The organism is Microbispora sp. ATCC PTA-5024 (genome assembly GCF_000511135.2).
Lineage (GTDB): Bacteria > Actinomycetota > Actinomycetes > Streptosporangiales > Streptosporangiaceae > Microbispora > Microbispora corallina.
This window is the reverse complement of sequence record NZ_KI866522.1, coordinates 596,770-610,556: the sequence shown is the minus strand read 5'-3', so window position 1 is coordinate 610,556 and position 13,787 is coordinate 596,770. Positions and strand designations below refer to the sequence as shown.

14 protein-coding genes are annotated in these 13,787 nt (G+C 74.2%); 6 read left to right on the top strand and 8 right to left on the bottom strand.

The window, feature by feature from the left end; genetic code table 11:
* Positions 1-21: 21 nt before the first annotated feature.
* A complete protein-coding gene (locus MPTA5024_RS02775; RefSeq protein ID WP_036319403.1) occupies positions 22-1,512 on the bottom strand; it encodes an FAD-dependent monooxygenase in 1,491 nt (496 codons plus the stop codon).
* Positions 1,513-1,620: 108 nt separating this feature from the next.
* Here MPTA5024_RS02775 and MPTA5024_RS02770 point away from each other — a divergent pair, with 108 nt between their 5' ends.
* Positions 1,621-2,628: an NAD-dependent epimerase/dehydratase family protein gene (locus MPTA5024_RS02770; RefSeq protein ID WP_036319402.1), complete on the top strand. Its 1,008-nt coding sequence runs from the start codon at positions 1,621-1,623 to the stop codon at positions 2,626-2,628.
* Positions 2,629-2,676: 48 nt separating this feature from the next.
* On the opposite strand, the gene MPTA5024_RS02765 is transcribed toward MPTA5024_RS02770, so the two are convergent.
* Positions 2,677-3,513, bottom strand: coding sequence for a class I SAM-dependent methyltransferase (locus tag MPTA5024_RS02765; RefSeq protein WP_051457637.1), 837 nt, complete (start codon positions 3,511-3,513; stop codon positions 2,677-2,679).
* Positions 3,514-3,569: 56 nt separating this feature from the next.
* Here MPTA5024_RS02765 and MPTA5024_RS02760 point away from each other — a divergent pair, with 56 nt between their 5' ends.
* A complete protein-coding gene (locus tag MPTA5024_RS02760; RefSeq protein ID WP_232326136.1) occupies positions 3,570-4,187 on the top strand; it encodes a TetR/AcrR family transcriptional regulator in 618 nt (205 codons plus the stop codon).
* A 76-nt stretch (positions 4,188-4,263) separates the two neighbouring features.
* Positions 4,264-4,857: a TetR/AcrR family transcriptional regulator gene (locus MPTA5024_RS02755; RefSeq protein WP_036319397.1), complete on the top strand. Its 594-nt coding sequence runs from the start codon at positions 4,264-4,266 to the stop codon at positions 4,855-4,857.
* A gap of 5 nt (positions 4,858-4,862) precedes the next feature.
* On the opposite strand, the gene MPTA5024_RS02750 is transcribed toward MPTA5024_RS02755, so the two are convergent.
* Positions 4,863-6,266, bottom strand: a complete 1,404-nt coding sequence (locus MPTA5024_RS02750; RefSeq protein ID WP_157099265.1) for a sensor histidine kinase — start codon at positions 6,264-6,266, stop codon at positions 4,863-4,865.
* Between the two features lie 173 nt (positions 6,267-6,439).
* Positions 6,440-6,928, bottom strand: coding sequence for a winged helix-turn-helix transcriptional regulator (locus MPTA5024_RS02745; protein WP_232326134.1), 489 nt, complete (start codon positions 6,926-6,928; stop codon positions 6,440-6,442).
* 84 nt (positions 6,929-7,012) lie between these two features.
* Here MPTA5024_RS02745 and MPTA5024_RS02740 point away from each other — a divergent pair, with 84 nt between their 5' ends.
* The 3 genes from MPTA5024_RS02740 (at position 7,013) to MPTA5024_RS02730 (ending at position 9,767) form a co-directional block, all read left to right on the top strand.
* On the top strand, positions 7,013-7,837 hold the full coding sequence (locus MPTA5024_RS02740; protein WP_036319394.1) for an MBL fold metallo-hydrolase: 825 nt from the start codon (positions 7,013-7,015) through the stop codon (positions 7,835-7,837).
* A gap of 72 nt (positions 7,838-7,909) precedes the next feature.
* The gene (locus MPTA5024_RS02735) at positions 7,910-8,356 is read left to right on the top strand and encodes a MarR family winged helix-turn-helix transcriptional regulator (protein ID WP_036319392.1); all 447 of its coding nucleotides are present in this window, start codon (positions 7,910-7,912) and stop codon (positions 8,354-8,356) included.
* A complete protein-coding gene (locus MPTA5024_RS02730) occupies positions 8,349-9,767 on the top strand; it encodes an MFS transporter (RefSeq protein ID WP_036319389.1) in 1,419 nt (472 codons plus the stop codon). The genes MPTA5024_RS02735 and MPTA5024_RS02730 overlap by 8 nt, the downstream gene beginning before the upstream one ends.
* A gap of 57 nt (positions 9,768-9,824) precedes the next feature.
* Here MPTA5024_RS02730 and MPTA5024_RS02725 read toward each other — a convergent pair whose 3' ends face one another.
* From MPTA5024_RS02725 to MPTA5024_RS02705, 4 genes are all read right to left on the bottom strand, one after another.
* Positions 9,825-10,970, bottom strand: coding sequence for an RNA polymerase sigma factor (locus MPTA5024_RS02725; RefSeq protein WP_036319386.1), 1,146 nt, complete (start codon positions 10,968-10,970; stop codon positions 9,825-9,827).
* On the bottom strand, positions 10,967-11,377 hold the full coding sequence (locus MPTA5024_RS02720; protein ID WP_198167067.1) for a YciI family protein: 411 nt from the start codon (positions 11,375-11,377) through the stop codon (positions 10,967-10,969). The genes MPTA5024_RS02725 and MPTA5024_RS02720 overlap by 4 nt, the downstream gene beginning before the upstream one ends.
* Before the next feature lie 383 nt (positions 11,378-11,760).
* Entirely contained in the window at positions 11,761-12,114 is a 354-nt protein-coding gene (locus tag MPTA5024_RS02710) for a YciI family protein (RefSeq protein WP_198167066.1), read from the bottom strand.
* Between the two features lie 146 nt (positions 12,115-12,260).
* Positions 12,261-13,706 (bottom strand): MFS transporter, encoded by a 1,446-nt coding sequence (locus tag MPTA5024_RS02705; protein ID WP_036319375.1) that lies wholly within the window; start codon positions 13,704-13,706, stop codon positions 12,261-12,263.
* Between the last annotated feature and the right edge of the window lie 81 nt (positions 13,707-13,787).

Here is a 13,787-nt window from a genome sequence, read left to right as displayed (position 1 = left end):
CGCCCAGTGCTCGCCCAGTGCTCAGCGCGGGCCGAGGACCCGGGACAGGTACGGCTCCAGCCCCCCGGGCGCCCCGTGATAGCCCACGTAGCCGTCCGGCCGCACCAGCACGGCCGTCCCCGCGCCGAAGTGCTCGTGGAGGCGCTCCTCGACGTCCACCAGGTCGCCCGTACGGCCGGGAGGCGCGACCGTGAAGGCCCGTACGACGGAGCCGCGTGAGGCTGCCGCACCGACCGCACCGGCCGCACCGACCGTATCGGGGGCGGCGTCGCCGAACGTCAGCAGCGTGAAGTGGGGCCCGCGCAGAACGTCGAACAGGCGGCCCCGGCCGAGGACGGCGTCGGGGACCCGCTCGCCGCCGCGCGGGCCCTCGCTCAGGAACCCGCCGGGGTAGGCGAGGAGCAGCTGACGCGTCTCCTCGTCGCGCACGTGCGCGTCGGGGTCGCCCTTCGTGCCCTTCTCGTGCAGGGCGGTGCTGAGGCCGAGGACCGAGGCGGCGACCGGGAGGCGCTCCTCCTCGTAGGTGTCGAGCAGGCGGCCGGGGGCGCCGGCGAGGACGGCGGCCAGCTTCCAGCCGAGGTTGTAGGCGTCCTGCACCCCGGTGTTGAGGCCCTGGCCGCCGGCGGGGGAGTGCACGTGGGCGGCGTCGCCGGCCAGGAACACCCGTCCGGCGCGGAACCGCTCGGCCATCCGGATGTTCACCCGGTAGACGGACGTCCAGCCCGCCCCAGTGAGGCGGACGCCGGCCCCGGCCCGGTCGAGGACGGCCTGGAACGTCTCAAGCGCCGGCTCGGGAAGATCCCCCTCGCCGTCCGCAGCAGCGGGAACGGGGGCGGTGAGCTGGAAGTCGCCCGTTCCGGGCAGCGGGCAGAGGGCGACGTCCAGGCTGCGGGTGGCCGGGTCGCCCCACATGTGCCAGTGGTCGCGGTCGAGGTCGCCGGTCGTGACGTCGCCGAGCAGCATCCGCTCCGCCGGGCGGGTCTCGCCGTGGAAGCCGACGCCGGCCGCCCTGCGGACCATGCTGCGGCCCCCGTCGGCGCCGACCAGGTAGGCGGCGCGGATCCGCTCCCCGTCCTCCAGGACGGCGGTGACGCCGTCCTCGTCCTGGTCGAGCCCGGTCAGCCGGGCGCCGTGCCGTACCCGATGCCCGAGACCGGCCAGGCGCTCGCGCAGCACGCGCTCGGTGCGCCACTGCGGCTGCATGATCACCATCGGGTACGGCACGGCGGCGGTGGGGAGGCGGGGCTCGTGCATGCGCCCCTCCCACACGACCTGCCCGCGGTGGTAGGTCCGCAGCGGCGGGTACTCGGCGCCGGTGGCGAGGAGCGCGCCGGCCACGCCGAGGTCGTCGAAGACCTCCAGCGTGCGCGGCTGGAGGCCCTTGCCCCGGGAGCCGGGGCGTTCGGCGACGGCGTCGACGAGCAGCAGGTCGACGCCGCGCCGGGCGAGGTCGACGGCGAGGGTGAGGCCGGTCGGCCCGGCCCCCGCGATGAGAACGGTGGTCTGCGTCATGGAGCCACCGTGGCCGCCGCCGCTGCCGTTTCGCTGTCATCCCCCTGCCGGGACCAGGCCGCCCCGGGCGCGTCGCCGGCGTTCCCGGGAACCCGGGACAATCGGACGATGCGCATTCTTGTCCTGGGCGGGACGTCGTTCGTCGGCCGCTGGGTGGTGACCCGTGCCGTGGAGCGGGGATGGCGGGTCACGACCTTCAACCGGGGGCTGCGCGGCTGGGCGCACCCGCAGGCCGAACAGATGACGGGGGACCGGCTCAGCGCGGACGACCTGGCGCGGCTCGCCGAGGGCCGCTGGGACGCGGTCGTCGACACCTGGGCGGGCGCGCCGCGGGTGGTGCGCGACAGCGCGCGGGCGCTGAGCGGACGAACCGGGCGGTACCTGTACGTGTCGAGCCGCGCGCTGTACGAGCCGCCGCTCCCGCCGGGCCTCGACGAGACCCACCCCACGGTCGCGTCGTCCCCCGACGCAGGCACCGCCGGGTACGCCCACGACAAGCGGGGCGGGGAGCTGGCCGTCGAGGAGTCCTTCGGCGACCGGGCCGTGCTGGCGCGTGCCGGGCTCATCCTCGGGCCGCACGAGGACAGGGGCCGCCTGCCGTACTGGCTGCGGCGGGCGCGGCAGGGCGGCGAGATGCTCGCGCCGGGGCCGCGCGACCTGCCCCTGCGGTACGTCGACGCCCGCGACCTGGCCGCGTGGCTGCTCGACGCCGCCGGAGGAGGGGTCTCGGGGCCGGTCAACCTGGTCAACCCGGAGGGGCACGCCACGACCGGGACGCTCCTGGAGGCAGCCGTCGCGGTGACCGGGGGTGCGGCCGGGCTCGTCTGGGCCGACTGGCCGGTGATCGAGGCCGCGGGCGTGGACCGGTGGGCCGCCCTGCCCGGGTGGGTCCCGCCCGAGCCCGAGCTGGCCGGTCTCGTCCACACGGACACCGCGCGGGCCGAGGCGACCGGGCTGCGCTGCCGCCCCGTCGAGGAGACGGTCGCCGACACCTGGCGGTGGCTGACCGAGGCGGGCGGCCCGCCGCCGCTGCCGCCCGGCGAGCCGCCCCTGGGCATCGACCCCGGCAGGGAACGGGCCGTCATCGCCGCCTGGCGCGACGCCGCGACCGCCTGACCTGTCCGCCCAACCCGGTGCCCCGCGTCGTCGTGCGTGCCGGGCGGGTCAGGCCGCGCCGGCACGCGTCGCGGTCGCCGCCAGCGTGACGTACGGCAGGGTGAAGCCGCCCCCGATCTCGTCGATGGCGGCCCCCACGGCCTCCAGCACCTCGGCCAGCGCGTCCGCGGGCAGCCGGGTGAGGACGCCCGTGGTGGGCAGATGGTCCAGCCACTCGTCGCGCGTGTAGGACTGCTCCCAGTCGAACCGCCACTGCTCCGGTTCGCCGAAGCCGCCCGCCCGCCGGATCCCGTCGGCGGCGGTGGCGAACATCGCCTGGTAGGTCTCCAGGGCGGTCCTAGCCGGCCCGGAGCTCACCGGCGCGCCGGGCGCCACCCGCCGGATCACCGCGGTGAAGGCGTCCGTCACCTCGGGCGGGGCGTCGAACACGTGCCCGAACACGGCCAGCCGGCCGCCGGGCCGCAGGACCCGCGCAGCCTTCGCCGCGCCCGCGACCGGGTCCACCCAGTGCCACGCCTGGCCGGCGACGACCGCGTCGAACAGCCGGCTCGCCGGGTCCCATGCCTCGAACGTCGCCACCTCGGCCTCGATGCCGGTCCGCCGGGCGAACTCCGCCATCCGCGCGTCCGGGTCGACCCCGAGCACGCGGCAGCCGGCTGCCTGGAACTGCCGGGCGGCGATGCCGGTGCCGCAGCCGACGTCGAGCACGTCGCGGCCGGGGCTGCCGGCGACGATCCGCTCCACCAGGGCCTCCGGGTAACGGGGCCGGGCCCGGTCGTAACGCGCCGGATCCACGCCGAACGACTCCGCCACCTCCCGGACCTGATGCGCCTCACGGGGCGCCTGTCCGGAGGGACGGTGCTGCTCCTCGGGTATAGTGGGCATGCGCCCACCCTAGTGGGCATGTGCCCACTCGGTCAACGGTGGGCCGGCCACGAGGCATGGAGGGACGACGGGTGCCGACCGGGGTGCACATCCGCGACGCGCGCCGGCACCTGTTCGACGCCGCCGAGCGCGTCCTGCTACGGGACGGACCCAGCGCGCTGACCAGCCGGGCCGTCACCGACGAGGCGGGGGTCGCCAAGGGCGTACTGCACCGGCACTTCGCCGACTTCGACGCCTTCCTCGCCGAGCTCGTGCGCGATCGCATCGCCCGGGTCGAGCGCCTGGCCGCCGCCCTGCGCGCGTCCGCGGGGACCGGCACCGTCGCCGGCAATCTCACCGGCGCGCTGATCGACCTGTTCGACGGGGTCGCGGTGGCGATCGTCGGCCTCGTCGTCTTCCGGGACGAGCTGCGCGTCCGGCTGCGTGCGGGCCGGCCGGGCGGGGGCGTCCCGGTCCTGGCGGAGGCCGGTGCGATGATCGCCGCCTACCTCTCCGAGGAGCGTGAGCTGGGCCGGATCGCGGCCGACGCCGACGTCGACTCCCTCGCGCTGTCGCTCATCGGGGCCGGGCACCTGCTGTTCGCCGGCCGGGAGGGCGCGCCGCCCGACTCTGAGGCCGTCGACAGGGTCGTCGGCGCCGTCGTCGCCGACGTCGTGCAGAGACGGCTCCTCTGAGGCCGAACCGGTCCGCCTGCGTCGCGTCACGTCATCTGCGGCAGAATGGACCGGCAGGTCCAGAAGGGGAGGCGTCGTGGGGGCGGTGACGGCGAAGGGAGCCGCGACCCGGCAGCGGATCGTGGAGGGCGCGGCGGCGGCGATCCGCGAGATCGGCGTGATGGACACCACCCTCGACGACGTACGGGCGCGGACGGCCACCAGCAAGAGCCAGCTGTTCCACTACTTCCCCGGCGGCAAGGAGGAGCTGCTGCTGGCCGTGGCCCGGTTCGAGGCCGACCGGGTGCTCTCCGACCAGCAGCCCTACCTCGGCGACCTCACGTCCTGGGCGTCCTGGCAGGCCTGGCGCGACCAGGTGGTGGACCGCTACCGCCGGCAGGGGCGGCAGTGCCCGCTCAACGTGGTGATGTCGCAGGTGGGCCACAGCACGCCGGGCGCCCAGGCGGTGGTGACCGAGCTGATGCGCCGCTGGGAGTCGGAGATCGCCGCCGGAGTCCGCCACATGCAGGCCGCCGGGGAGATCGGCCCTGCCGTCCAGCCGGAGGAGGCGGCGGCCGCGCTGCTGGCCGGGATCCAGGGCGGCGTGCTGCTCCACCTGTCCACCGGCCGGCTCACCCACCTGGAGGCGGCGCTGGACATGGGCATCCGGCACCTGCGCGACAGCCGCTGAGCCGATCAGCCGTCCGCGGCGCCGGGCCCGTCCCGCGGACGGTCCTCCAGGGGGAGCCGCAGGACGAACCGGGCGCCGTGCGGGGCGTCCTCGACCACGAGCGTCCCCCCGTGGACCGTGGCGATGTCGCGGGAGATGGCCAGGCCGAGCCCGCTGCCGCCGGGCTCGCGGCGCCGGGCGTCGTCCAGGCGGAGGAAGCGCTCGAAGACGCGTTCCCGGTCCTGTGGCGCGATGCCCTCGCCGTCGTCGGTCACCGTGACGACGGCCATGCCGTCGCCCCGCTCGGCGGTCACGTCGATCCGGGATGCCGCGTGGCGGCAGGCGTTGGCCAGGAGGTTCTGCAGGATCCGGGCGAGCTGGATCCGGTTGCCGCGCACGGTCATCCCGGGGCGGGCGCAGACGTGGATCGTCACCCTGTCGCAGTGGAGCGGCGCCTCCTCCCGGACGAGCGCGCCCAGGTCGAGCGGTTCCTGCGCCGCCGGGTCGCCCGCGCGGAGCCGGGCCAGCACCAGCAGGTCGTCCACGATCGTCTCCAGCCGCCGGCTGACCGCCAGGGCCTCCCTGACGGTCACCTGGGGGTCCACCTCGCCGGGATAGAGCACGGCCTCCTCCAGGAGGGCGCGCAGCCCGGCCAGCGGGCTCCGCAGCTCGTGGGAGGTGGTGGAGGCGAATCGGCGCTGGTGGCTCACCGCCTCCTCCAGCCGTGCGAGGGTCTGGTTCGCGGTGCGGGCGAGCAAGGTGTACTCGGTCCGGCCGGACGGCTCGGGCACCCTCCGGCTGAGATCGCTCACCGTGATGTCGGCCATGGCCTCGCGGATCTCCGCCACGGGGCGCAGCGATCGGCCCGCCATCCACCAGTTCCCCCACGCCACCAGGCCGGTGGTCAGCAGGATCGCGGCGGCGGTGAGGATCTCGAGGCGGTTCCCGGCCAGGATGGGCGGCTGAGCCATCCCCGCGTACACGACGTGGGGCTCGCCCCGCCACACCTGCTGGACGTAGAGCGGAGGGGGCAGCACGGCGCTGACCAGGACGCATCCGCCGTCATGGAAGCACGTCACCCCGTCCTGGATCCGGTCGCCGTCCGGGGGCCGCAGCGTGCTCAGGCGCGGCATGCCCGCCGCCGCGTCGCTGGCGGCCACGACCCGTCCGCGGGTGTCGACGAGCTGGAGGAGGTCGACGGCGCCGCGGACGGCGGGCGTCGGCGGCGGGGCGCCCGGCCGGAAGGCGCCGATCCAGTCGGTCGCCGCCCGCTGCGCCTCCCGGAAGGCGTGGATCTGCAGCCGGTCCATCACGAGGAAGTCGGCGGTGGCGCCGATGACGCCGAGGAACAGCAGGGTCAGCAGGGCGACGGCCATCGTGGTGCGGCCGCGAAGGGATCGGGGACGTGGCGACAGGCGTCTGCTTCCCACGACGGATCTCCCTTTCGCCCCCATAAGTCCCTAATGACGGTATTCGTCTCGGGAATGGTGCGGCAAACGAGAGGCCCGGGGAAGACCGGAACGAGGCCCGATCATTACCCGCCCCAGACCCCGTCGCCTCCCGAAGCCACGCTCCGTCGGCACCTTAGGACACGGCCGACGGGCTACGAGGAGTCGGTGGCGGCGAGGTAGGCCGCGTTCAGGCGCTCGCGAACGCTCGGTGATCGCGCCGGCTGTCCGGAGCCGAGGTGCTCGTGGCGAAGCTCGTCCATGAACTCCTGCCAGAGCGCGGGGCCGCCTTGTTCGAGCAGCACGGCGCGAGCGTTCAGCGCGCTGCTCGTGGGCCGGTGGCGAAGTCCCCAGCTGCCCAGCTGCGCGAACACCGGTACGAGTTGGATCGCGGGTTCGGTCAGGCTGTAGCGCGCCCGCTGGCCGGGCCGTACGTCCTCGCGGGTGAGCAGTCCCGACCTGACGAGCCGCTTGAGCCGGTCGGCGAGGATGTTCGAGGCGATCCCCTCGATCGACTTCGCCTGCAGCTCCCGGAAGTAGCGGCGGCCTCCGAAGACGATGTCGCGAAGGACGATCAGGCTCCAGCGATCGCCGAACGCCTCGATGGCGGCGTTGATCGGGCACTCCGACCGTGGCTCATTCACTTCGCCCATACTGCTTGCAATCTACCACCGCCCGGCACTACCGTCTCGACGAGCGGTTGCAAATCACAAGCGGAAGGGGCCGCCGTGCTGAGGCAGGTCGCGGAGGGCGTGCTGGTCCACGAGAGCGGGTTCTGCCGAAGCAACGCCGTCGTCGTGCAGGGCCGCGCCGGTGTGCTGCTCGTCGACCCCGGGGTGCAGGGCCACGAGATGGCCTGCCTCGCGAACGACCTTCGTGAACTGGGCCGGCCCGTTGTGGCGGGTTTCTCGACGCATCCGCACTGGGATCACCTGCTCTGGCACCCAGGGCTCGGCTCGGCGCCTCGCTACGGCACGGCCCGCTGCGCGGCCACCGTCCGAGATCGGCTGTCGGACCCGGGTGCGAAGGCCCGCGTCGCCCAGCTGATACCGCCGGACATCCTCGAGCAGGTGCCGCTTGACCTGCTCGGCCTCATCACCGGCGTGCCCGCCGGCGCCGCGGGGATCCCCTGGGATGGCCCTCAGGTCCGGATCGTCGAGCACCAGGCGCACGCCCCGGGCCACGCGGCGCTGCTGATCGAGGAGCGCGGCGTTCTCGTCGCCGGCGACATGCTGTCCGATGTCCTGGTTCCGATGCTCGACCTGAACGCCGCGGACCCGATCGAGGACTACCTCGCCGCGCTGCTGCTGCTCGAGCGCGCGGCGGACGACGTCGAGGTCCTCGTCCCCGGTCACGGGTCCGTCGGCGGAGCCGATGAGGTACGCGCGCGGATCGACCGGGATCGCGCGTACGTGCACGCCCTGCGTGACGCCCAGGTGCCCGGCGACCCGCGGATCGGCCCGTCGGCCACCTACGACTGGGTGGCCGGAGTGCACGACCGGCAGGTCCAGCACCTCGCCGGACGAGGCGAGCGCGACGGAACGCCCGGCTAGCTAGCTCGTGACGCAGCTCATTCTGTACAGGTTGAACTGTACAGCTGAACCTGCGGACGTTACGGTTGGGGCATGAGCGAGAACCCGAGCCTGTCGCCTTCGGCGGTCCAGGCGTCGCGCGAGATCCGGGCGGTCATCAGCCGCCTGCGGCGCCGCATCCTGAAAGCCACCGAGGTCGAGGACCTCACCCTGGGCCAGGCGTCCGTCCTGGCCCGCCTGTCCGGCAAGGAGGGCGTCACGGCGAGTGAGCTCGCCTCCGCCGAAGGGGTGCGGCACCAGTCGATGACGGCCACGGTCGCATCGCTCGCCGCGATGGGGCTGGTGGAGCGGACCCCCGACCCCGACGACGGGCGGCGCCTGCTGATCGCGCTGACCGCGGAGGGCCACCGCCGGGTGGAGGAGGGGCGGCAGGCCCGGAAGGAATGGCTCGCCGGCCAGTTGCAGGACAAGTGCACGGAGGAGGAACGGCAGACGGTGATCGCCGCCATGGCCGTCCTGGCGCGGCTGACCCATGACTGATTCGAAGGCGGACGCTCTACGAGCCACCGACACGACGGGTTTCGACCGCCGGCTGCTGCCGCCGATGCTGCTGGGCTCGGTCCTGAACCCGATCAACTCGACGATCATCTCCGTCGCGCTCGTCCCCATCGGCACGGCCCTGGGCGCGCCGGTCTCGCAGACCGCGTGGCTGGTCTCCGCCCTCTACCTGGCCACCGCGCTCGGGCAGCCGGTCGTGGGCCGGCTCGTCGACATCTTCGGGCCGCGCAGGCTCTTCCTCCTCAGCACCGGCCTCATCGGCGTCGCCGGAGTCGCCGGCGCCCTGGCGCCGAACCTGGGGGTGCTGATCGTCGCGCGTGTCCTGCTCGGTTTCGGCACCTGCGCCGGCTATCCCGCCGCGATGGCACTGCTGCGCAGCGAGGCCAGGCGCACCGGACGGGACAGTCCGGCCGGGGTGCTGACCGCCCTGGCGGTCGCCAACCAGACCATCGCCGTCGTCGGCCCGCTGCTGGGCGGCCTGCTGATCGCGGCGGGCGGCTGGCGCGCCACCTTCGCGCTGAACGTGCCGCTTGCCGTCGCGGCCGTCCTGCTGGGGCTGCTGCGGCTGCCCAAGACGGCCGGAACGGGCGCGTCACCGCGGGCCGGGGGCATGGCCGCCCGCCTCGACCTGCCCGGCATGGGCCTGTTCGCCGCGATGCTCATCTCGCTGCTGCTGTTCCTGATGAACCTGCACCTGCGCGACTGGTACCTGGCGGTGATCGCCGTCGCCGCGGGAACCGCGTTCGCGGCGCGGGAGCTGCGGGCCGCCACCCCCTTCATCGACCTGCGGGTGCTCGGGGGCAACACACCGCTCCTGACCACCTACGGGCGCGCGCTCGTCGCCTACGTTGTCGCCTACGCCTTCCTCTACGGCTTCAGCCAGTGGACCGAGGAGGGGTACGGGCTGACGCCCTTCCACGCCGGGCTGGCGCAGATCCCCCTGTTCCTGATGGCGATCGGCGTCTCGGTCGTCTCCGGGCGGCGCCCGGGCGTGCGCGCCAAGCTGCTGGTCGGCGCGGCCGGGCAGATCGTCGCCTGCCTGGTGATGCTGACGCTCACCGGGACGAGCCCCCTGTGGCTGCTGATCCTCGTCGCCCTGATCTTCGGCGTCCCCCAGGGGCTGAACAACCTGGCCCTGCAGAACTCCGTCTACTTCCAGGCCGACCCCGAGCGCACCGCCTCCTCGGCCGGGCTGCTGCGCACCTTCGCCTACCTCGGCTCGATGGTGGCCTCGTCCGCGACCGCCGCGTCCTTCGGGCGGCACGCCGACACCGGCGGCATGCACCGGCTCGCCTGGGTCATGCTCGGCTCCGGCGCGGTCTACCTCCTGCTGACCGTCTTCGACCGCACGCTCGGCCGCGTGGCGGTGCCGGACGCCCCGGCGGCGAACTAGACCTCCTGCTCGCGGCCCGGACCCGCGAGATCTTCAGGAACGGCGCGGACGCCGCACTCACGGACGCAGCAGCTGCCGTACCCGTGCGGCCTCCCGAGTGAGGTGGTCGCGCTCCGGCACGCTGGCGGCGGCTTGGGAGGCCTCGGCGTACAGCTCGGCGGCCCGCGTGAGGTCGCCGGCGCGCTCGTGCAGGTACGCCGTCACCGCGGTGTAGCGGGGGAGGCCGGGGTCCACGCCGGCCAGCGCCGCCAGGCCGGCCCGCGGTCCGTCGGCCTCGCCGACAGCCACCGCGCGGTTGAGCCGCACCACCGGGCTGCCGGTGAGGCGCACCAGTTCGTCGTACCACTCTACGATCTGCACCCAGTCGGTCTCGCAGGCGCTGCGCGCGTCGGCGTGCAGGGCGGCGATCGCGGCCTGCGCCTGGTATTCGCCGAGCCGGTCGCGGGCCAGCGCGGCCTGCAGGATCGTCACCCCCTCGGCGATCAGGCCGGTGTCCCAGCGGGATCGGTCCTGCTCGGCGAGCGGCACCAGGCGACCTCCCGGGCCGGTGCGGGACGCGCGGCGGGCATGGTGCAGCAGCATGAGCGCGAGCAGCCCCGCGACCTCGGGCTCGTCGGTCAGGGCGGCGAGCTGGCGGGTGAGGCGGATCGCCTCGGCCGCCAAATCGACGTCTCCGCCGTACCCCTCGTTGAAGACGAGGTACAGGACCCGCAGCACCGTCGCGAGGTCGCCGGGCTGGTCGAGCGGCAGGCCCGCGATCCGCCGCTTGGCCCGGCTGATCCGCTGCGCCATGGTGGCCTCGGGGACCAGGTGTGCCGCCGCGATCTGCCGCGTGGTGAGGCCGCCGACCGCGCGCAGCGTCAGGGCGACGGCCGAGGCCGGCGGAAGGGTGGGGTGGGCGCACAGGAAGTAGAGCCGCAGCGTGTCGTCCGTGGCGGGCGCCGGACCGGCGGGGGGCTCGACCTCCACGGCGAGCTCCCGCCCCCGCCGCGACGCCTCGGCACGGGCGGCGTCGAGGAACCTGTGCCACGCCGCCGTGACGAGCCACGCCTTCGGGTCGCGCGGTGGATCGCCCGGCCAGATCTCCAGCGCGCGGAGCAGGGCCTCCTGAACGGCGTCCTCGGCCGACGCGAAGTCGGCTCCGCGCCGGACGAGGACACCGATCACCGCGGGCACGAGCTCCCGCAGCAGCGACTCGTTCACTCGATGACCGTGGGCGGCTCGGCGTAGAACGGCCGGACCTCGAGCCACTCGTGGATCGGCTCGCCGCGGGGCCCGGGAGCGGCGGACAGCTCCCCGGCCAGCTCGACCGCGCGATCCCAGGACTCCACGTCGATGATCATCCAACCGGCGATGAGGTCCTTGGTCTCGGCGAACGGGCCGTCGGTCACCGGTGGGCGCCCCTCGCCGTCGTACCGCACGAACGTCCCCTCCGGTGACAGCGCCTGCTCGTCGACGAACTCGCCCGTCTCCTCCAGCCGGGCCGCGAAGTCGCGCATGTACTGCACGTGCGCGTCGACCTCCTCCGGCGTCCACCGGTCCATCGACCCGTAGTCGACGACGGGGACCGGGCCACCTCGGTAGTGCTTCAGCAGCAGGTACTTCACGATGGTTCTCCTTCTGGGTCGCGCGGCCCGTCGTGGCCGCTCGTGTCCCTGGGACGGAGCCGCCACCACATTCTCGACACCCCGACGGGCGTCAACTCCCAGAACCTTCTTCCGGCCGTCGCGATCACGGCGTCGCGGCGTGGTTCGCCCGCGCGGCGTTGTCCTGGCCGGCGATCCGTCTACAGCCGCTGGCCGGACTTCCGGAGAACAGGATGATCGCGTCGAGGCGGTCACGGGTACGGGTCAGCGCGGCGATCTGGGCATCGATGCGACCACGCTCGGCGGTCAGCCGGGCCCGTGTCCGGGCGGGCGGTGCCGTGGTCCCGGCCGGCGCCGCACTCCGGCCGGGGACCACGTGGTGACGCGGGCTGCAGCTCCCGAAGGACCTAGGCCTCCGGGCCCGACTGGTGGACGACGGGCCGGACCTCCATGGCGAAGTAGCGGGCGTCCGGCCAGCTCGCGGCGATCTCCACGGCCCGGTCGACGCCGTCGCACTCCACGAGCAGGTAGCCGGCGAACTGCTCCTTGGCCTCGATGAACGGCCCGTCGGTGACCGCTGGGACGCCGCCGCGGACCCGGACCGTCCTGGTCTCGGCCGGGTCGGCCAGCGCCTCGCCGCGCAGCAGCTCGCCGGAGGCGGACAGCTCCTTCATGATGGCGTCGACCTGGGCGAACAGCTCGGTGCGCTCACCCTCGGGCAGCTCGTCGACGTATCCGGGGCGGTTGTGAATCAGGATCATGTACTTCACGGTCACTCCTTGCGATGAGATTCGGGCGTCCCTTCGGAGACCTCTCACCGGATGGTCGGAGCCGTCCGCGCGTCTTCGACGTCTCCCCGTGACCGATTTTCGCGTGTCCGTTTTCCGGCGGCCGCCGGCCCCCGAGCTCAGCGCACCGGCTCCGGGAGCCGTTCCGGCTCCTCCGCGCGCCGGTGTGCGGAGCGGCGCGCGGACGGGACGAGCAGCGCCAGGGCGAGGGTGACCGCCGAGACCGCCGTCAGCAGCAGGAAGGCGTGGGTGAACCCCGACTCGTACGGCAGGCCGTCGGGGGCGGAGCTCCCCGTGATGACGGAGCTGACGACCGCCGCGCCGATCGACCCGCCGATGGTGCGGATGTTGGCGTTCATGCCGCCGGCCGCGCCCGTCTGGTGCGCCGGAACGCTCCCGACGACGAGGGTGGTCATCGCGGCGTACGCGAGGCCGAGGCCGATCCCGAGGACCGCGCCGGCGACCCCCAGCTGCCAGAGCCGCTCGTGGTAGACGGCGAACGCGGCGCAGGCGAGCAGGCTGAACGCGGATCCTGCGACGAGCTGCGCCTTCGGCCCGGCCACCGAGGAGATCGGGCCGCTGAGCGAGCCGCCGGCGGCCATCGTGACGAGCATGGGGGCCATCAGCAGCCCGGCCTCGGTCACGCCGGCCCCGAGGCCGTACCCGGTGGAGGCGGGGATCTGCATGAACTGCGGCAGGAACGCGACGACGGAGAACATGCCGGCCCCGAACAGCAGCGCCACCAGGTTGGTCGTCCACACGGCGGGGATCCGCATCATGCGCATGTCGATCAGCGGGGAGCGCGAGCGCAGCTCGACCGCCACCCACGCCACGAGGAGCACCGCCGCGACGGCGAGCAGCGCGAGCACGCGCCAGGACGTCCAGCCCCACGCCGGGGCCTCGCTCAGCGGGATCAGCAGCGCGACCAGCCAGGCCGACAGCAGCACGGCCGCCCCCCAGTTCACCCGCCCGGGGGTGCGGACCGGGGAGCGCGGGACGTACCGGCGGGCCAGGACGGCCGCCACCGTCACGACGGCCATCGGCAGGAGGAACAGCCAGCGCCAGCCCAGCCCGTCCACGACCGGGCCGGCCAGCACGACGCCGAGCCCGCCTCCGGCGGCGATCAGGGCCGACAGGCCGCCGATCGCCGAGGGCACCCGCTGGGCGGGGAACTCGTCCCGGACGATCCCGAACGACGCCGGGAAGATCGCCCCGCCGAGCCCCTGGAGAACCCGCGCGGCGATCAGCACGGGCAGGTTGGGGGCGAGGGCCGCCACCAGGCAGCCGAGCGCGACCGCGCCGAGGCTGACCAGCAGCGTCCGCTCCTTGCCGATCATGTCGCCGATCCGGCCGATGAGCGGGGTGGCCACCGAGGCCGCCAGCAGCCACGCGGTCAGCACCCAGGTCACCGCGCTCTGGGTGGTGTGCAGATCGTGCTGGATCGTGGGCAGCGCCGGACCCACCAGCGACTGCAACATCGAGAACGCGCCCGTCGCGGCCGACAACACGAGGAACGTGGGCCGGGTCGAGGCGCGCGAGGGTGAGGGTACGACAGTGGATGCCATTGAAGTCCTTTCGGACCGGAAGTGAATGCCGCTCGGAGGGCGGCGCAAGAACAGGTGCCGGCGAGGGCGCGGCAGGAAGGC